At 70.6% G+C, this 18,128-nt stretch carries 16 protein-coding genes; 2 read left to right on the top strand and 14 right to left on the bottom strand.

Features of this window, described 5'->3' with window-relative positions; translation table 11 throughout:
• Positions 1 to 5: 5 nt before the first annotated feature.
• The 4 genes from ACIGXO_RS20655 to ACIGXO_RS20640 form a co-directional block, all read right to left on the bottom strand.
• A complete protein-coding gene (locus ACIGXO_RS20655; protein ID WP_399788614.1) occupies positions 6 to 1,373 on the bottom strand; it encodes a replication-associated recombination protein A in 1,368 nt (455 codons plus the stop codon).
• 70 nt (positions 1,374 to 1,443) lie between these two features.
• Positions 1,444 to 2,091: a vitamin K epoxide reductase family protein gene (locus tag ACIGXO_RS20650; RefSeq protein ID WP_399788611.1), complete on the bottom strand. Its 648-nt coding sequence runs from the start codon at positions 2,089 to 2,091 to the stop codon at positions 1,444 to 1,446.
• 181 nt (positions 2,092 to 2,272) lie between these two features.
• Positions 2,273 to 3,538: a histidine--tRNA ligase gene (gene hisS / locus ACIGXO_RS20645; protein WP_399788608.1), complete on the bottom strand. Its 1,266-nt coding sequence runs from the start codon at positions 3,536 to 3,538 to the stop codon at positions 2,273 to 2,275.
• A gap of 11 nt (positions 3,539 to 3,549) precedes the next feature.
• Positions 3,550 to 4,266 (bottom strand): MBL fold metallo-hydrolase, encoded by a 717-nt coding sequence (locus ACIGXO_RS20640; RefSeq protein ID WP_399788605.1) that lies wholly within the window; start codon positions 4,264 to 4,266, stop codon positions 3,550 to 3,552.
• A gap of 183 nt (positions 4,267 to 4,449) precedes the next feature.
• On the opposite strand from ACIGXO_RS20640, the gene ACIGXO_RS20635 reads away from it, so the two are divergent.
• Both ACIGXO_RS20635 and ACIGXO_RS20630 read left to right on the top strand, forming a co-directional pair.
• On the top strand, positions 4,450 to 5,283 hold the full coding sequence (locus ACIGXO_RS20635; protein WP_399788603.1) for a peptidylprolyl isomerase: 834 nt from the start codon (positions 4,450 to 4,452) through the stop codon (positions 5,281 to 5,283).
• Between the two features lie 380 nt (positions 5,284 to 5,663).
• Positions 5,664 to 6,893, top strand: coding sequence for a DUF349 domain-containing protein (locus ACIGXO_RS20630; protein ID WP_399788601.1), 1,230 nt, complete (start codon positions 5,664 to 5,666; stop codon positions 6,891 to 6,893).
• A gap of 84 nt (positions 6,894 to 6,977) precedes the next feature.
• Here the strand turns inward: ACIGXO_RS20630 and ACIGXO_RS20625 are convergent, their stop codons facing one another.
• The 10 genes from ACIGXO_RS20625 to pdxT all read right to left on the bottom strand — a co-directional run bounded on the left by ACIGXO_RS20625 (position 6,978) and on the right by pdxT (position 18,117).
• Complete coding sequence (locus ACIGXO_RS20625) at positions 6,978 to 9,506, bottom strand: RelA/SpoT family protein (protein WP_399788598.1); 2,529 nt, start codon at positions 9,504 to 9,506, stop codon at positions 6,978 to 6,980.
• Between the two features lie 257 nt (positions 9,507 to 9,763).
• Positions 9,764 to 10,312 (bottom strand): adenine phosphoribosyltransferase, encoded by a 549-nt coding sequence (locus tag ACIGXO_RS20620; RefSeq protein ID WP_399788595.1) that lies wholly within the window; start codon positions 10,310 to 10,312, stop codon positions 9,764 to 9,766.
• On the bottom strand, positions 10,309 to 11,442 hold the full coding sequence (gene secF, locus ACIGXO_RS20615) for a protein translocase subunit SecF (protein ID WP_399788592.1): 1,134 nt from the start codon (positions 11,440 to 11,442) through the stop codon (positions 10,309 to 10,311). Before secF ends, ACIGXO_RS20620 begins: the two co-directional genes overlap by 4 nt.
• Position 11,443: 1 nt before the next feature.
• Entirely contained in the window at positions 11,444 to 13,192 is a 1,749-nt protein-coding gene (gene secD, locus ACIGXO_RS20610; protein WP_399788589.1) for a protein translocase subunit SecD, read from the bottom strand.
• 148 nt (positions 13,193 to 13,340) lie between these two features.
• Positions 13,341 to 13,901, bottom strand: coding sequence for a preprotein translocase subunit YajC (yajC, locus tag ACIGXO_RS20605; RefSeq protein ID WP_399788586.1), 561 nt, complete (start codon positions 13,899 to 13,901; stop codon positions 13,341 to 13,343).
• 162 nt (positions 13,902 to 14,063) lie between these two features.
• Positions 14,064 to 15,161: a Holliday junction branch migration DNA helicase RuvB gene (gene ruvB, locus ACIGXO_RS20600; RefSeq protein WP_399788583.1), complete on the bottom strand. Its 1,098-nt coding sequence runs from the start codon at positions 15,159 to 15,161 to the stop codon at positions 14,064 to 14,066.
• A gap of 67 nt (positions 15,162 to 15,228) precedes the next feature.
• Positions 15,229 to 15,849: a Holliday junction branch migration protein RuvA gene (gene ruvA / locus ACIGXO_RS20595; protein ID WP_223737283.1), complete on the bottom strand. Its 621-nt coding sequence runs from the start codon at positions 15,847 to 15,849 to the stop codon at positions 15,229 to 15,231.
• Positions 15,846 to 16,475 (bottom strand): crossover junction endodeoxyribonuclease RuvC, encoded by a 630-nt coding sequence (gene ruvC / locus ACIGXO_RS20590; protein WP_399788579.1) that lies wholly within the window; start codon positions 16,473 to 16,475, stop codon positions 15,846 to 15,848. The genes ruvA and ruvC overlap by 4 nt, the downstream gene beginning before the upstream one ends.
• A 228-nt stretch (positions 16,476 to 16,703) precedes the next feature.
• Positions 16,704 to 17,456, bottom strand: a complete 753-nt coding sequence (locus tag ACIGXO_RS20585; RefSeq protein WP_399788576.1) for a YebC/PmpR family DNA-binding transcriptional regulator — start codon at positions 17,454 to 17,456, stop codon at positions 16,704 to 16,706.
• A 64-nt stretch (positions 17,457 to 17,520) separates the two neighbouring features.
• Positions 17,521 to 18,117, bottom strand: coding sequence for a pyridoxal 5'-phosphate synthase glutaminase subunit PdxT (pdxT, locus tag ACIGXO_RS20580; protein ID WP_399788574.1), 597 nt, complete (start codon positions 18,115 to 18,117; stop codon positions 17,521 to 17,523).
• Between the last annotated feature and the right edge of the window lie 11 nt (positions 18,118 to 18,128).

The following is an 18,128-nucleotide window of genomic DNA, read 5'->3' as shown; positions in this document are numbered from 1 at the left end:
CGGCCTCACTCCCCCGACGGCCCCGCCTCCCCCGCCAGCCTGCCGCGCACCCGCTCCACCACGTCGTAGTACCGCGCCTCGGAGCCGTACCGTGTCGGGGTGTAGTACCGCTTGCCGTGCACCTCGTCCGGCGCGTACTGCTGCGCCGCGATGCCGCCGGGGAGGTCGTGCGGGTACTGGTAGCCCTTGCCGTGGCCGAGTTTCTCCGCGCCCTTGTAGTGCGAGTCGCGCAGATGCGGCGGGACGGGGCCCGCCAGGCCCGCGCGGACGTCGGCGAGCGCCGCGTCGATCGCCATGTACGCCGCGTTCGACTTGGGCGCGAGGGCCAGCGCGATCGTCGCCTGGCTGAGCGTGATCCGCGCCTCCGGAAAGCCGATCATGGCGACGGCCTGCGCGGCGGCCACCGCGGTCTGCAGCGCGGTCGGGTCGGCCAGCCCGATGTCCTCGCTCGCGGAGATCATCAGCCGCCGGGCGATGAACCGCGGGTCCTCGCCCGCCTCGATCATCCGCGCCAGATAGTGCAGCGCGGCGTCCACGTCCGAGCCGCGGATGGACTTGATCAGCGCGCTGGCCACGTCGTAGTGCTGGTCACCGGCCCGGTCGTACTTCACCGCCGCCCGGTTCACCGACTCCTCCAGGGTCTGGAGGGTGATCTCCTTCTCGCCCTTGGAGATCGCGGACCCGGCACCGGCCTCCAGGGCCGTCAGCGCCCGGCGCGCGTCGCCGCCCGCGATGCGCAGCAGATGGGCCTCGGTGTCCTCGGGCAGCGTCACCGCGCCCGCCAGCCCGCGCGCGTCGGTCAGCGCGCGCCTCAGCAGCCCGCGCAGATCGTCGTCGGTGAGCGGCTCCAGCGTCAGCAGCAGCGAGCGGGAGAGCAGCGGGGAGATCACGGAGAAGTACGGGTTCTCCGTGGTCGCCGCGATGAGGGTCACCCAGCGGTTCTCCACCGCCGGGAGCAGGGAGTCCTGCTGGGCCTTGCTGAAGCGGTGGATCTCGTCCAGGAAGAGGACGGTCTCTTTCCCGTACCCGCCGGAGGCGCGGCGGGCGCCGTCGATGACGGACCGCACCTCCTTCACCCCCGCGGTGATCGCGGAGAGCTCCACGAAGCGCTTGTTGGTCGCCTGGCTGACGACGTACGCGAGGGTGGTCTTGCCGATGCCCGGCGGGCCCCACAGGAACACCGACGAAGGGCCGGCCGGGCCGCCCTCCCCCTCGCCCACCAGCCGCCGCAGCGGCGATCCGGGCTTGAGCAGATGCTGCTGGCCCACCACCTCGTCCAGGGTGCGCGGACGCATCCGTACGGCGAGCGGGGACCCCGCGGGGTCCTTCTCCTGGCGGTCTTCGGCAGCGGCGGTGAACAGGTCGGGCTCCACGCTTCGACCTTAATTCACCGCACTGACAACGCGGCCGGGCGCCTGATCAAAGGCGCCTCGGAGCGACGTCTCAGAGCAGCGTGCTCCAGTACTGCGTCCACCACTTCGTGAGGATCAGCAGCCCGATCAGGCCGTACCAGAGCACCGGCACGACCCAGTGGAACTCCAGGACGGCGTTCCGCAGGCCGGCGGGCAGCGGGATGATCCGGTGCTTGATGTTGTGCACGGTGGTGTACCAGAACATCAGGATCGTCACGAGCCAGGTGAGCGTGCACCACAGGCACAGCGAGTTGATGACGTACAGGGACTGGCTCATCAGCCACATGCAGAAGACCGTGCCGAGCAGCGTGCCGATGTTCAGGCCGATCCAGTACCACGCCTTGAAGCGGGCGCCGGCGAGGACGGCCATGCCGATGGCGACGACGACGCCGAAGCCGACGAGCCCGGCCATCGGGTTCGGGAAACCGAAGACCTCGGCCTGCGCGCTCTTCATGATGTTGCCGCAGGAGATGATCGGGTTGATGCTGCAGGCCGGCTTGAAGTTCGGGTCCTCGAGCAGCTTGAACTTGTCGAGGGTGATGACCCAGGCCGCGAGGAGGCCGAGGGCGCCGGTGATCACCAGGAGCAGCGCGAAGGGGCGACCCGCTCCGATGGTGCGGTCGTCGACGCCGTCAGAGGCGTGGTCGGTGGGCACGTCATCAAGCGTAGTCGTCGTCATATCGCCGTTTCCGTCGATCCGGTGGTCAGTAGGGCCGTGGAGCCTCACATTGTGCCGCAACCGGCCCACCGCTCACCGTTCGCTGCGCATAAAGGCGAGCGCACTCGAACGCGCTGCCCGCCCATGACGAAGGGCCCGGCGGCACATCACCACCGGGCCCTTCGCACAGAGAAACGAGGGGTCAGCCCGCCAGCTTCTCCTGGACGGCAGCGACCACCGCGTCCAGCGCGACCGGCGACTGCTCGCCGCTCTCCAGGTCCTTGAGCTGGACGACGCCCTCCGCCAGGTCCCGCTCGCCCGCGACGATCGCGAGCCGCGCGCCCGAGCGGTTCGCGGACTTCATGGCGTTCTTCAGACCCTTGCCGCCGTACGCGAAGTCGGTCGCGAGACCGGCCCTGCGCAGCTCGGTGACCGTGCCGAAGAGCACCCGGCGGGCCTCCTCGCCCAGCGGCACCGCAAAGACGGCCGTGCTGGCGGGGATCTCCAGCTCGACGCCCTCGGCCTCCAGCGCCAGGACCGTGCGGTCCACCCCGAGCGCCCAGCCGACGGACGGCAGCGCGGGGCCGCCGATCATCTCGGACAAGCCGTCGTACCGGCCACCGCCGCCCACCGCGGACTGCGAGCCCAGCCCGTCGTGGACGAACTCGAAGGTGGTACGGGTGTAGTAGTCCAGCCCGCGCACCAGCTTGGGGTCGTCCTCGTACGCGACGCCCGCCGCGGTCAGCAGCTCGCGCACCTGCTCGTGGTACGCCTTGCAGTTCTCGCAGAGGTGGTCGCGCAGCAGCGGCGCGCCGACCAGCTGCTTCTGCACGTCAGCGCGCTTGTCGTCGAGGACCCGCAGCGGGTTGATCTCGATCCGGCGGCGGGTGTCCTCGTCCAGGTCCAGGGCGCGCAGGAAGTCCTGCAGCGCGGCCCGGTAGGCGGGGCGGCACTCCTTGTCGCCGAGGCTGTTGAGCAGGATGCGGAAGTTCTTCAGGCCCAGCGAGCGGTACGCGTCGTTCGCCAGGATGATCAGCTCGGCGTCCAGCGCCGGGTCCTCCGCGCCGATGGCCTCCGCGCCGACCTGCGAGAAGTGCCGGTAGCGGCCCTTCTGCGGGCGCTCGTAGCGGTAGTACGAGCCGGAGTACCAGAGCTTGACCGGGAGGTTGCCGGCCTTGTGGAGGTTGGCCTCCAGCGCGGCGCGCAGCACGGAGGCGGTGCCCTCGGGGCGCAGCGCGAGCCGGTCGCCGCCCTTGGTCTCGAAGGCGTACATCTCCTTGGTGACGATGTCGGTGGACTCGCCGACGCCGCGCGCGAACAGCTCGACGTTCTCGAAGCCGGGCGTCTCGATGTAGCCGTAGCCGGAGCGCTTGAGGGGTCCGGAGATCGCGTCACGGACCGCGAGGTAGGTCGCGGACTGCGGCGGGATCAGGTCGTAGGTGCCCTTGGGGGCCTTGAAGGTGCTCACGGAAGCTTTCGTCACATTCCTCGTCGCGGAGCCGGGCTCTGGGGGCCCGTTCCGAGGCCGGCGGCCACCTCCCGAAGGAAGGGGTTGGTGGCACGCTCCTGGCCGATGGTGGTCTGGGGGCCGTGGCCGGACAGCACCACGGTCGAGTCGTCCAGCGGGAGGCATACGCGCTCCAGCGACCGGAGGATCTCGGCGTGGTCGCCGCCGGGCAGGTCGGTGCGTCCGATGGAGCCGGCGAAGAGCAGGTCGCCCGAGAAGAAGACCGGCGGAATGTCGGCCTGCTCGGGCATCCTGAAGGTCACCGACCCCTTGGTATGGCCCGGCGCGTGCGAGACGGCGAACTCCATCCCGGCAAGCGCGAGCGTCCCGCCGTCCGCCAGCTCCTTGACGTCATCCGGCTCTCCCACCGTCAGCTCGCCCATCAGCTGCTGCCCGATCGACCGGCCCAGCGCCTTCTCCGGGTCGCTCATCATGTAGCGGTCCTCGGGGTGGATCCAGGCGGGGACGTCGTGCGCGCCGCAGACCGGCACCACCGACGCGACGTGGTCGATGTGGCCGTGGGTGAGGACGACGGCGACGGGCTTGAGGCGATGCTTCTTCACCGCTTCCGCGACACCGTCGGCGGCCTGGTGGCCGGGGTCGATGATCACGCACTCCTCACCCGCGGCGGGGGCGACCAAGTAGCAATTGGTGCCCCAGGCCCCGGCGGGGAACCCGGCAATCAGCACGTTCGTCCTCATCAATCGTCCGGCGGACAGATCCTGGCAGGCCCTGGCTGCGGCCCTGGCGGATCTCACAGAAACATGCTGCAAGATCTCTGCTGTTCAGAGCCTACCGGCGGGACTCCCGCCGGAGCGAACCCGTATACGGTACGGGCCACGGCAGATCATGCGGACCAAGGAGACGGCCTGGTGGTCAAGGGGGAACAGCGGCGCAAGCAGCTCGCGCGCCAGAAGTACGAGCGTCAGCTCCAGCGGCGGACGGCCGCGCAGCGGAAGGCCAAGCGCCGGAACGTGATCATCGCGTCGGTGCTCGCGGTCGCGCTCGCCGCGGGCGGGGCCGTGTACGCGACGGCGGGGCTGGTCGGCGACGACAGCAAGAACACGGCGGCGGAACAGCAGCGGCCCAAGGACCCGTGCGGTACGCCCGCCAAGGGCGAGCCGTCGAGGAAGCAGTGGGAGAAGGAGCCGAAGCTGACGGTGGACACGTCCGCTTCGTACACCGCGAAGCTCGCCACCACCTGCGGTGACATCGCCATGAAGCTGGACGCGAAGAAGGCCCCGCACACGGTCAACTCGTTCAATTTCCTGGCCGGGCAGGGCTATTTCGACCACAGCAAGTGCCATCGCCTGGTCGACGACGGCCTCCACGTCCTGCAGTGCGGCGACCCGACCGGTACCGGCCAGGGCACCCCGGGCTACACGATTCCGGACGAGAACCTCAAGGACCCGCGGCTCAAGGGCGGCGTCTACCCGGCGGGCACGGTCGCGATGGCCAACCGCTACGACGGACAGAGCGAGAAGACCCGGGACACCGGCGGCAGCCAGTTCTTCCTGGTCTTCCAGGACAGCGAGCTGCCGCCCAACTACACCCCGTTCGGGACGATCACGCAGGGCATGGACGTACTGAAGAAGATCGCCAAGGCCGGGTCCACGCCCGACCCGCAGACCCGGAACACCGCGCCCAACGCCACCGTCGTCATCGACCGCGCCCGCGTCACCAAGTCCTCAGAGCCTGTGTCATGACCCCGGCCGGGCGCCCGCCGCCTGGCACGCACTCTCGCTGCGTTGCCGAAACGCCCTAGTAGCTCCGCTACGAGGACGCTCCGGCGCCTTGCGATAGCACGCACCAGACGCCGTTCGCTGACCGACCAGGGTCATGACACAGGCTCTGATGTATCCCGGCCGTCCGCGCCGGGACCACGGAATTTCGGTCGTGCGGGATGCGGACAGCCGGGCCGCCGGTCGCCTAGATTGGCGTTGGGTAGGGTGCCTGCTCCGACGGCTGCCACCCTCACCCGCAAGAACAGTCCGTCGGACCGGCCGGGGCGCGGTCCCGCCGGACAGAAACTGTGGACGATGCCCGGGACCCCGGTGTCCCGCCGGCATCATGTGGAGGAGGCGCTGTGAGCAGCGACCCATGGGGCCGCGTCGACGAGACGGGGACCGTGTACGTGCGTACCGCCGACGGGGAGAAGGTCGTCGGATCGTGGCAGGCGGGATCGCCCGACGAGGCCCTCGCCTACTTCGAGCGCAAGTATGAGGGCCTGGTCGTCGAGATCGGCCTCCTCGAGCGGCGGGTCAGGACGACCGACCTGTCGGCCAAGGACGCCATGACCGCCATCGACCACCTGCGCCAGCAGGTCGACGAGCACCACGCGGTGGGCGACCTCGACGCCCTGCGGAAGCGGCTGGACGCGCTCGTCCAGACGGTCGAGGCCCGCCGCGAGGAGCGCAAGGCGGCCAAGGCGCGCCAGGCCGACGAGGCCAGGACGGCCAAGGAGAAGCTGGTCGCCGAGGCCGAGGAGCTGGCGGCGAGCGAGCAGTGGCGGGCGGCCGGCGAGCGGCTGCGTGCCCTGGTCGACACGTGGAAGGGGCTGCCGCGGCTGGACCGCAAGTCCGACGACGAGCTGTGGCACCGCTTCTCGCACGCCCGCTCCGCGTTCTCCAAGCGGCGCAAGGCGCACTTCGCGTCGCTGGACGCGCAGCGCGAGCAGGCCAGGCAGATCAAGGAGAAGCTGGTCGCGGACGCGGAGGCGCTCTCGGGCTCGACGGACTGGGGCCCGACGGCGGCCCGGTACCGCGAGCTGATGCAGGAGTGGAAGGCCGCGGGCCGCGCCCAGCGCGAGCACGAGGACGACCTGTGGAACCGCTTCCGCGGCGCCCAGGACGTCTTCTTCCAGGCGCGCAGCGAGGTCTTCGCGGAGCGGGACGCCGAGCAGCGGGAGAACCTCACCAAGAAGGAGGAGCTGGTCGTCGAGGCCGAGAAGCTGCTCCCGGTCTCGGACCTCAAGGCCGCGCGGGCCGCGTTCCGTTCGATCAATGAGCGGTGGGAGGCCATCGGCCATGTGCCGCGGGACGCCCGCCCGAAGATCGAGGGCCGGATGCACGCCGTCGAGCGCGCCATCCAGGAGGCCGAGGAAGCCGAGTGGCGGCGGACCAACCCCGAGGCGCGGGCGCGTGCCGCGGGGCTGACCGGCCAGCTCCAGGACGCCGTCGACAAGCTCCAGAAGCAGATCGACACGGCCCGGGCGGCCGGCAACGACGCCAAGGCCGACAAGCTCGCCCGCGAGCTGGAGGGCCGCCAGGCCCTGCTGGACCAGGCCCAGAAGGGGCTCCAGGAGTTCGGCGGCTGACGCGAGCCACAGAGCGCACGAGGAGGGCCCCGGTACGTCGGTACCGGGGCCCTCCTCGTGCGTGCGACTCGTCTGCGTACGGAGCTAGTTGGGCCGCCGGGCCGACGTGACGCGGTACACGTCGTAGACGCCCTCCACGCCCCGTACCGCCTTCAGGACGTGCCCCAGGTGCTTGGGGTCGCCCATCTCGAAGGTGAAGCGGGAGGTGGCCACCCGGTCGCGGGAGGTCTGCACGGCCGCGGACAGGATGTTGACGTGCTGGTCGGACAGGACCCGTGTGACGTCGGAGAGCAGCCGCGAGCGGTCCAGCGCCTCGACCTGGATGGCGACCAGGAAGACCGAGGACTGGGTGGGCGCCCACTCGACTTCGAGGATCCGCTCCGGCTGCTTGGACAGCGAGTCGACGTTCACGCAGTCCGCGCGGTGAACCGATACGCCGGAACCGCGGGTCACGAAGCCGATGATCGGGTCGCCCGGCACCGGCGTACAGCAGCGGGCCAGCTTGACCCAGACGTCCTCGACGCCCTTGACGACCACGCCCGGGTCCGCGCTGGAGCGCCGCTTGGAGCGGCGGATCGGCGTGGACTCGGCGATGTCCTCGGTGGCCTCGTCCTGGCCGCCGAGCGCCTGCACCAGCTTCTGTACGACGGACTGCGCGGTGACATGGCCCTCGCCGATCGCCGCGTACAGCGAGGAGATGTCCGGATACCGCATCTCGTGCGCGAGGGTGACCAGCGAGTCGCCGGTCAGGATGCGCTGGATCGGCAGGTTCTGCTTGCGCATGGCCCGCGCGATGGCGTCCTTGCCCTGCTCGATCGCCTCGTCGCGGCGCTCCTTGGAGAACCACGCGCGGATCTTGTTGCGGGCCCGCGGGGACTTGACGAAGCCCAGCCAGTCCCGGGACGGCCCGGCGCCCGGCGCCTTGGAGGTGAAGACCTCCACCAGGTCGCCGTTGTCCAGCGTCGATTCCAGCGGGACGAGGCGGCCGTTGACGCGCGCGCCTATCGTGCGGTGGCCGACCTCGGTGTGCACCGCGTACGCGAAGTCCACGGGTGTCGCACCGGCCGGCAGCGCTATGACATCGCCCTTGGGCGTGAAGACGAAGACCTCGTTGCGCGAGAGGTCGAAGCGGAGCGACTCCAGGAACTCGCCCGGGTCCTCCGTCTCCTTCTGCCAGTCCAGCAGCTGCCGCAGCCACGCCATGTCGTTGACCGCGTCGTCCTTGCCGGCCTTGCCCTTGGGCACGTCGGTGCGGATCTTGGAGGCGCCGGCCACGGCCTCCTGCTTGTACTTCCAGTGCGCGGCGATGCCGTACTCGGCGCGGCGGTGCATGTCGAAGGTGCGGATCTGCAGCTCGACCGGCTTGCCGTTGGGCCCGATGACCGTCGTGTGCAGCGACTGGTACATGTTGAACTTGGGCATCGCGATGTAGTCCTTGAACCGGCCGGGGACCGGATTCCACCGCGCGTGCACCGTGCCCAGCGCCGCGTAACAGTCACGCACCGTGTCGACGAGGACGCGGATACCCACCAGGTCGTAGATCTCCGCGAAGTCGCGGCCGCGGACGATCATCTTCTGGTAGACGCTGTAGTAGTGCTTGGGCCGTCCCGTGACGGTGGCCTTGATGCGCGCCGAGCGCAGGTCGGCCTGGACCTCGTCGGTGACTATGGCGAGGTATTCGTCGCGCTTGGGCGCCCGCTCGGCGACCAGCCGGACGATCTCGTCGTACATCTTGGGGTAGAGGATCGCGAAGGCGAGGTCCTCCAGCTCCCACTTGATGGTGTTCATGCCCAGCCGGTGCGCCAGCGGGGCGTAGATCTCCAGCGTCTCGCGGGCCTTCTTCTCCTGCTTCTCCCGCTTGAGGTAGCGCATCGTGCGCATGTTGTGCAGCCGGTCGGCGAGCTTGATCACCAGGACCCGGGGGTCCTTGGCCATCGCCACGACCATCTTGCGCACGGTCTCGGCCTGCGCGGCCTCGCCGAACTTGACCTTGTCCAGCTTGGTGACGCCGTCGACCAGCAGCGCGACCTGGTCGCCGAAGTCCCGGCGCAGCGTGTCCAGGCCGTACTCGGTGTCCTCGACGGTGTCGTGCAGCAGCCCCGCCATCAGCGTCGCCGGGTCCATGCCCAGCTCGGCGAGGATCGTGGTCACCGCGAGCGGGTGCGTGATGTACGGGTCGCCGCTCTTGCGCTTCTGGCCGCGGTGCCAGCGCTCGGCGACCTGGTAGGCCCGCTCCACCTGGCGCAGCGTGGCCGTCTCGATCTTGGGGTCGTTGCTGCGCACGATCCGCAGCAGCGGCTCCAGGACCGGGTTGTACGGGCTCTGGCGCTGCACGCCGAGGCGGGCCAGGCGGGCGCGGACGCGGTTGGAGGAGCCGGAGCGGCCGCCGGGCTGGCCGGTGTGGCCGGGCGGCAGCGGCTTGGGCGCCGACGGCGGGGTGGGCTTGGGCGCCGTCGCGGCAGGCCCGGAAACCGCCGGGACGGGCCCCGCGGGCGCTTCCTTCCCGCCGTTCTTCGGCGCGTCCGCAGCGCCGCCCGCGGGACGGTCGTCCGGGCGCGCGGCGGGGCTGCCCCCCGGCGTGCGGGGGGAGAGCGGCTGGGCCTCGTCTGGCAAGAGCAACTCCTCGCTGGGACCTTTCCCGCCGGTGAACGGGCGGAAAAGTGCGGTGCCGGACCACCGGTCCACGAAGTGGCCGGGCTGCCATGGTATCCATGCCGGCGGCCCCGGCTCGTCCGCGGGCTGGTACTCCTGTGGTCACAGCAAAAGGGCATCCGCATTTATGCCGGATGCCCTTTTACCTGCACTTTGCTTGGCTTTCGAGCGATGGACGGGGCCGCACACACCGTGTCCGGCGCCCGTCCGCCGCTGCCTCAGACCGTGATCAGCGCCTCCAGCGGCGCCCCGTCGAGCCCCGCCGCCAGCTTCTCCCGGCCGTCGAGGAAGCCCAGCTCCAGCAGGACCGCCACGCCCGCGACCTCGGCGCCGGAGCGGCGGATCAGGGTCAGCGAGGCGTCGGCCGTACCGCCCGTGGCCAGTACGTCGTCGATCACCAGCACCCGGTCCCCCGGGGCCAGCGCGTCGGCGTGGATCTCGATCGTGGCATGGCCGTATTCGAGCGCGTACGACTGGCCGAGCGTCGCCCCGGGGAGCTTGCCCGCCTTCCGTACGGGCACGAAGCCGACGCCCGCCTTGACCGCGACCGGGGCCGCGAGGATGAACCCGCGGGCCTCCAGCGCCACGATCTTCGTCGCACCGAACTCCGCACAGACCCCCGCCAGCGCGTCGGTCAGCTGCCCAAAGGCGTGCGGGTCGGCCAGCAGCGGGGTGATGTCCTTGAAGACGACCCCCGCCTGCGGGTAGTCCGGCACGTCCGCGATCTTGCTGAGCAGGAGCTCACGCAGCTCCGCGGGGGCGCTCATCGGCGCTTGCCCGACGGACGGCCGCGGCCGCGGGTACGCGACGCGGGCTGGCTGCGCGGACCGGACGCCGAGCTGCCGGCCGCCGCCGGGGCGCCGTCCTGCGGCTCCTCGCCGGACTCCGCGCCCCCGGCCGTCGCCTCGGCCGAGTCGCCCTTGGCGGCGGCCGCGGAACGCTTGGCACGGACCCGCCGGGCCAACGCCTTCATCTGCGGCTCGCGCTCCTTGAAGTCGGCGACCAGCGGGGTGGCGATGAAGATCGAGCTGTACGCACCGGCCGCGAGGCCCACGAACAGGGCCAGCGAGATGTCGTTCAGCATGCCCGCGCCCAGGAAGCCGCCGCCCACGAAGAGCAGGCCCGCCACCGGGAGCAGCGCCACGACCGTGGTGTTGATCGACCGCACCAGGGTGGAGTTGATCGACCGGTTGGCGATCTCTCCGTAGGTGTACCGGGACTGCTTCGTGATGCCCCGGGACGCCTCCTTGAGGCTGTCGAAGACCACGACCGTGTCGTACAGCGAGTAACCGAGGATGGTCAGCAGGCCGATGACCGTGCCGGGCGTGACCTCGAAGCCGACCAGCGCGTACACGCCGACCGTGATCGTGAGGTCGTGGATCAGCGCGATCAGGGCCGCCAGCGCCATCCGCCACTCGAAGGCGATGGCGAGGTAGAGCACCACGAGGACCATGAAGATCCCCAGGCCCAGCCACGCCTTGTTCGCGATCTCCTCGCCCCAGCTGGGGCCGACCAGCTGGGTGTTGACGTCCTCGACCGGGACGTTCAGGTCCTTGGCCAGCTTCTCCTGGACCGGCACGGACTCCTTGGTGTCCAGCTCGCTGATCTGGATCCGCAGACCGCCGTTGCCGAGCTGCTGGACCGTGGCCTGGTGGCCGCCGGAAGCGGCCTCGGCGTCGTGCTGGGCCTGGGCCGCGGAGACGGAGGTCTTCGGGGTGGTGAAGACCGCGCCGCCGGAGAACTCGATGCCCATGTTCAGGCCGCGTACCCCGAGGCCCACGATCGCCGTGATGGTGATCAGGATGGAGACGGCGTACCAGATCTTGCGCTTGCCGATGAAGTCGTAGCCGACCTCGCCGCGGTACAGCCGGGCGCCGATGTTGCCGAGCTTGGACATCTCACGCCTCCTTCGTCTCGATGGGGGCGGAGGTGCGCCGGCCGCGGCGCAGCGGCGGCTTCGCGCCGAGACGCGTGGGATCCAGACCCGACCAGGGGTGGCCCGAGTGGAAGAACTTCCGCTTGGCCAGCAGCGTCATCAGCGGCTTGGTGAAGAAGAAGACCACCACGACGTCCAGCAGGGTCGTGAGGCCGAGCGTGAACGCAAAGCCCTGGACCTTGCCGACGGTGACGATGAAGAGCACGGCGGCGGCCAGGAACGACACGAAGTCGGAGACCAGGATCGTGCGCCGGGCGCGCGGCCAGGCCCGCTCGACGGAGGGCCGCAGCGTACGGCCCTCGCGGATCTCGTCCCGGATCCGTTCGAAGTACACGATGAACGAGTCGGCCGTAATACCGATCGCGACGATCGCACCGCAGACGGCCGGGAGGTTCAGCGCGAACCCTATGGCCGGGCCGAGCAACGTCATGATCGTGTACGTCAGGACCGCCGAGACCACGAGGCTGGCGAGCGCGACCAGCGACAGACCGCGGTAGTAGGCGACCAGGTAGATCACGACCAGCGCGAGGCCGATGGCACCGGCGATCAGGCCCGCGTTCAGCTGCTCGCCGCCGAGGGCCGCGGTGACGGTGGTCTCGTCCGCGATCTTGAAGGAGAGCGGCAGCGCACCGTAGGACAGCATGTTCGCCAGGTCCTCGGCGGTCTGCTGGGTGAAGCCGCCGGTGATCTGGGCGTTGCCGCCCGCGATCGCGCTGCTCACCTGCGGGGCCGAGACGACCTCGCCGTCCAGGGTGATCGCGAACTGGTTCTGCGGCGGGGTCTTGGTGGCGATGTCACCGGTCACGTCGGCGAACTTCTTGCCGCCGGCGGAGGTGAAGTTCATCTGGACGAGCCAGCCCTGGCCGCCCTGCTGGTCGAAGCTGGCCTTGGCGTCGTCCACGTCCGTGCCCTCGACCTTGACCGGGCCGAGCACGTACTTCGTCTTGCCGTCGTCCTCGCAGGCCACGATCGAGTCGCTGGGCTTGGCGCGGGCGGCCTGCTCGGCAGCGGCGGAACGGCTCTCCTTGGTGGAGCAGTCCAGCGCCGCGAGCTTCTTCTGCAGCGCGGCGGGGATGTCGGCACCCGCGGGCGGCTGCTGGACCGGGGGCGCGCTGGGGGAACCGGTGGCCTTGCCGGAGGGCGACGGAGCGTCGTCCTTCTTGAGCGCGTCGCCGACGGCGCGGCCCTGCGGGCCGGTGCTGCCGGAGGGCGTGGCCGACGCACTGGCGCCGCCCTGCCTCTCCTTCTCGCCGCTGCCGGCCTTCGGGCTCTTGGAGGCGCCCGGCGTGGGGGTCTTCGCGCCGGCCGCCGCGGTCAGCACCGTACGGAAACCGAGCTGGGCGGTGGTACCGACCTGCTGGCGGGCCTGCTTCGCGTCCGTCCCCTTGGGGATGTTCACGATGATGTGGTTGGTGCCCTGGGTCTGGACCTCGGCCTCGGAGACGCCGAGACCGTTGACACGCCGCTCGATGATGCCCGCGGCGGTCTTCATGTTGGTCTCGTTGATCGCGTTGGGCTTGCCCGGCTGGTTCTGTGCCGCCAGCGTGAAGCTCGTACCGCCCGCGAGGTCGATGCCCAGTCGCGGCGCCTTGGTGCCGGAGTAGAACATCCCCCCGACCAGCGCCGCGATGACGACCAGGATCAGGACCAGGGCGCGCCCCGGCCTGCCCTGGGCCGCCGGCGACCTTCGGCCCTTGTTCGGTGTTGCCACCTTCTCGTTCTCCCTGTCCGACCGCCCGAGTCAGGTCAGTGCCGGACGGCCACGAAGTCTTGTGGGGACGTGCCCCCGCCGGAGCCTAGACGGTCCCGGAACCGCGGGCACCGCTCCCGGTGCACCGCGGTTCCGTGAAAGTGCGCGCCTACTTCGCGTCGGCGTCGCCGTCCTTCTTGGCGTCCTTCGCCTCGGCGGCCTCGGCACCGGCGTCCGCGGCCGGGGCGTCGCCGTCCTTCTTGGCGTCCTTCGGCTCCTCGGCCTCGGGCTCGTCCGCCTTCTCCGCGGACTTCTCCGCGGGGGCTTCCTTGCCCAGGTCGATCTTCTCGACAGCGTCACCCTTACCGGTGGACTCGTCGTCGCCGTCGTTGACGGCCGAGGCGCCGGTCAGGGAGGACAGGTCGTCCGGGACGACGGAGCCCTGCTCGGCACCGTCGATGATGCGGTTGTACTCGTCGTCGGGCAGCACGGCGCCGATCGCGTTCTTCGCGTAGAGCGCGTGCACGCCCGGCGCCACCTCGAGGAGGACCGCGTCGTCGTGGATCTCCTTGACGGTGGCGTACATGCCTCCGATCGTGCGGACGCCGGTGCCGGGCTGCATTTCGTTCCGCATCTGGGCGGCCGCCTGCTGCTTCTTCTTGGCAGAGCGGGTCATCAGGAACATGGCCCCGATGAGCACGATGAACGGGAGGAGAGTCACGATATTCACGGGACGGAATTTCCTTCGCACGACCGCGGAGCCGCGGCCTGGTATACGGGGGTTGGATGCCGGACCGTACGGACGGCATCGGCGGAGTCTAAGCGAGTCCGCACCAGTGGAACAACGCCCAGGATGGCACCGCGGTTCCTGACCCGGCGAGTCCCCGCGCCGTCACGTCCCGAACAGCCCCTGCTGTCCGTTTCCGCCCGCAATCTGCTGCGGTGGCACCAGCCCCAGATGCGCCCATGCGGCGGGCGTGGCGACGCGGCCACGGGGCGTACGCGCGAGCAGCCCCTCACGGACGAGGAACGGCTCGGCGACCTCCTCGACCGTCTCACGCTCCTCCCCCACGGCCACTGCCAGGGTCGACAGGCCCACCGGGCCGCCGCTGAACAGCTTGAGCAGCGCCGTGAGCACCGCGCGGTCCAGCCGGTCCAGGCCCCGCTGGTCGACCTCGTACACGTCCAGCGCCTGCGCCGCGATCTCGCGCGTGATCAGGCCGTCCGCCTTGACCTGGGCGTAGTCCCGTACGCGGCGCAGCAGACGGTTGGCGATACGGGGCGTACCGCGCGACCGTCCGGCGATCTCGGCGGCACCCTCGGTCTCTATGTCGACATCGAGCAGTCCCGCCGAGCGGTGGATTACCCGCTCCAGCTCATGCGGGGCGTAGAACTCCATGTGCCCGGTGAATCCGAACCGGTCGCGCAGCGGCGGCGGCAACAGTCCGGCCCGCGTCGTCGCGCCGACCAGTGTGAAGGGCGGAAGTTCGAGCGGAATGGCGGTGGCGCCCGGTCCCTTTCCCACAATCACGTCGACCCGGAAATCCTCCATCGCCATATAGAGCATTTCCTCGGCGGGCCGCGACATCCGGTGAATCTCGTCCAGGAAAAGCACCTCACCCTCCTGGAGCGAGGAGAGGATCGCGGCGAGATCGCCGGCGTGCTGGATCGCCGGGCCGGAGGTGATCCGGATCGGGGCGCCCATCTCCGCCGCGATGATCATCGAGAGGGTGGTCTTGCCGAGCCCCGGCGCGCCGGAGAGCAGCACGTGGTCGGCGGTCGCGCCGCGCGCCCGCGCGGCCCGCAGCACGAGGTCCAGCTGCTCGCGCACCCGCTCCTGGCCGACGAACTCCTCCAGGTCCTTCGGACGCAGCGCGGCCTCGACGGCCGTGTCCTCGCCGTCGGCGTCCGCGCCCACCAGCCGGTCGGCGCCCGGCGGCAGGCCGGGGTCCTGTCCGTCCGCGGTGTCGGTGCTGTCGTCCCAGTTCACTGCGTACTGCCTCGCGTCGTCGGTGGGTGGAGTGCCGGATCGTAGGGGTACCCGCGCGGGCGCCGGGTCAGCGGGCCCGGTTCAGGGACTGCAGCGCCGCCTTCAGGAGCTGCGAGACCTGCGGCGTGCCGCCGTCGGCCACGGCCGCCTCGGCCTGCGGGGCGACCGCGCCCACCGCCTCGTCGGCCTCCCGGGTGGCGTACCCGAGGCCGATCAGCGCGGCGTGCAGCTGGTCGCGCCAGGCGGCCGTGACCGGGCTGCCGACCGCGGGCCCGGCGCTGCCGACCGGCTCGCCGAGCCGGTCCTTCAGCTCCAGCAGCAGCTTCTGCGCGCCCTTCTTGCCGATGCCGGGCACGGCGGTCAGCGCCTTCTCGTCGCCCGTGGCGACCGCGCGCCGCAGCGCGTCCGGGCTGTGCACCGCGAGCATCGCCTGCGCGAGCCGCGGCCCGACCCCGCTCGCCGTCTGCAGCAGCTCGAACGTCTGCCGCTCGTCGTCGTCCGCGAAGCCGTACAGCGTGAGGCTGTCCTCCCGTACGACGAGGGAGGTGGCGAGCTTCGTCTGCTCGCCGATGCGCAGCCCGGACAGCGTGTTGGGGGTGCACTGGACGGCCATGCCGATGCCGCCCACCTCCACGACGGCGGCATCGGGAGCCAGGGCCGCGACCGGGCCGGAGACGAAGGCGATCATGACGTGCCCTTCGGAGTGCGCTGGTTTGTACGTACGGGAGCGGGGGTGCGGGGCGTGCCGGCGGGGCGCGCGGCGGTCGGGGTGCGCCGGGCGGCCTGGGCGTGGGCCTGCTGGAGGCGATTGGCGGCGTGGGCCTGCTGGAGGCGGTTCACGGCGGGCGCGCGCCAGATGTGACAGATGGCGAGCGCGAGCGCGTCCGCGGCGTCGGCGGGCTTGGGCGGCGCGTCCAGCCGCAGCAGCCGCGTCACCATGGCCCCGACCTGCGCCTTGTCGGCGCGCCCCGAACCGGTGACGGCGGCCTTCACCTCGCTCGGCGTGTGCAGCGCGACGGGCAGCCCGCGACGGGCCGCGCACAGCATGGCGACCGCGCTGGCCTGGGCCGTACCCATGACCGTACGGACGTTGTGCTGGCTGAACACGCGCTCCACGGCGACGTACTCGGGCCGGTGTGTGTCGAGCCAGTGCTCGATGCCCTGCTCGATGAGGACGAGGCGGTCCGCGATGTCGGCGTCGGCGGGGGTGCGCACCACGCCGACGCCCGCCATCTTGAGCGGCCGGCCGGCCACCCCTTCGACCACGCCGACGCCGCAGCGCGTCAACCCCGGGTCAACGCCGAGCACCTTCACGGGTGTCCCCCTCCCCTCATGCCGCGCTGTCACCACCCGGCGCCGTACCGTTTCGGCCCCCCACCCCCACCACGGGGGCCGGAGATCCCCTGCTCAGCACAGTATCGGGTGGCACTGACAACGGGTGGTACCGGCGACACGTACCGGCGACACACGAACGCGAGACGGGCCGACAGGGATGATCCCTGCCGGCCCGTCAACAGCCGCAAAGAGCCGCGACGAGGTGGCTCAGGCGTCGACCTTCGCCATGACCTCGTCCGACACGTCGAAGTTCGCGAAGACGTTCTGGACGTCGTCGCTGTCCTCCAGCGCGTCGATCAGCTTGAAGATCTTCTTCGCGCCCTCTTCGTCCAGCTCGACCTGCATGGTCGGGACGAAGTTGGTGTCGGCCGAGTCGTAGTCGATGCCGGCCTCCTGGAGCGCGGTGCGGACCGCGACCACGTCGGTGGCCTCGCTGAGCACCTCGAAGGACTCACCGAGGTCGTTGACCTCCTCGGCGCCCGCGTCCAGGACCGCGGCCAGCACGTCGTCCTCGGTCAGCTCGCCCTTGGGGACGATGACGACGCCCTTGCGGTTGAACAGGTACGACACCGAGCCCGGGTCGGCCATCGAGCCGCCGTTGCGGGTCATGGCGACACGCACGTCCGAGGCGGCACGGTTGCGGTTGTCGGTGAGGCACTCGATGAGCACCGCGACACCGTTCGGGCCGTAACCCTCGTACATGATCGTCTCGTAGTCCGCGCCGCCCGCCTCAAGACCGCCGCCGCGCTTGATCGCGGAGTCGATGTTCTTGTTCGGGACCGACTGCTTCTTCGCCTTCTGCACGGCGTCGTACAGCGTCGGGTTGCCCTCGAGGTCGACGCCGCCCATGCGCGCCGCGACCTCGATGTTCTTGATCAGCTTCGCGAAGAGCTTGCCGCGCTTGGCATCGATCACGGCCTTCTTGTGCTTCGTCGTAGCCCATTTAGAGTGGCCGGACATCCGCCTGTCTCCTTCGCGTAACCCATTTCTGAAAACGAACGCCCTAGATCTTACCGGGGTCCCCTCACACCGCGTGACGCACCATGTCCACGAAGAACGCGTGGACGCGGTGGTCGCCGGTGAGTTCCGGGTGGAAGGACGTGGCGAGGACGTTACCCTGCCGGACGGCCACCGTGTGACCGCCGTGCTCGGCCAGTACCTCGACCTCGGCGCCGACCGACTCGACCCAGGGCGCGCGGATGAAGACGCCCTCGACCGGTCCGCCGTCGATGCCGGCGACGTCGACCGCCGCCTCGAAGGACTCGTTCTGCCGCCCGAAGGCGTTACGGCGCACGATCATGTCGACGCCGCCGAACGTCTCCTGGTCCTCCCGGCCGTCCAGGATCTTCTCCGCGACCATGATCATGCCGGCGCAGGTGCCGTACACCGGCTTGCCCGCCCGGATGAACGCGCGCAGCGGCTCCAGCATGCCGAAGACGCCCGCCAGCTTGGACATGGTCGTGGACTCGCCGCCGGGGATGACCAGGCCGTCGATCTCGTCCAGTTCCTCGGCGCGGCGTACCGGGCGCGCCAGGGCGTCGGCGGTCGCGAGCGCCGTGAGGTGCTCGCGAACGTCGCCCTGCAGCGCCAGCACGCCGATGGTGGGGGTGCTGTTGCTCATGTAGGTGCCTT

This window comes from Streptomyces sp. NPDC053542 (genome assembly GCF_044544685.1).
GTDB lineage: Bacteria > Actinomycetota > Actinomycetes > Streptomycetales > Streptomycetaceae > Streptomyces.
Note: the sequence above shows the minus strand (reverse complement) of the source record. Positions and strands in the feature narration are given on the sequence as shown.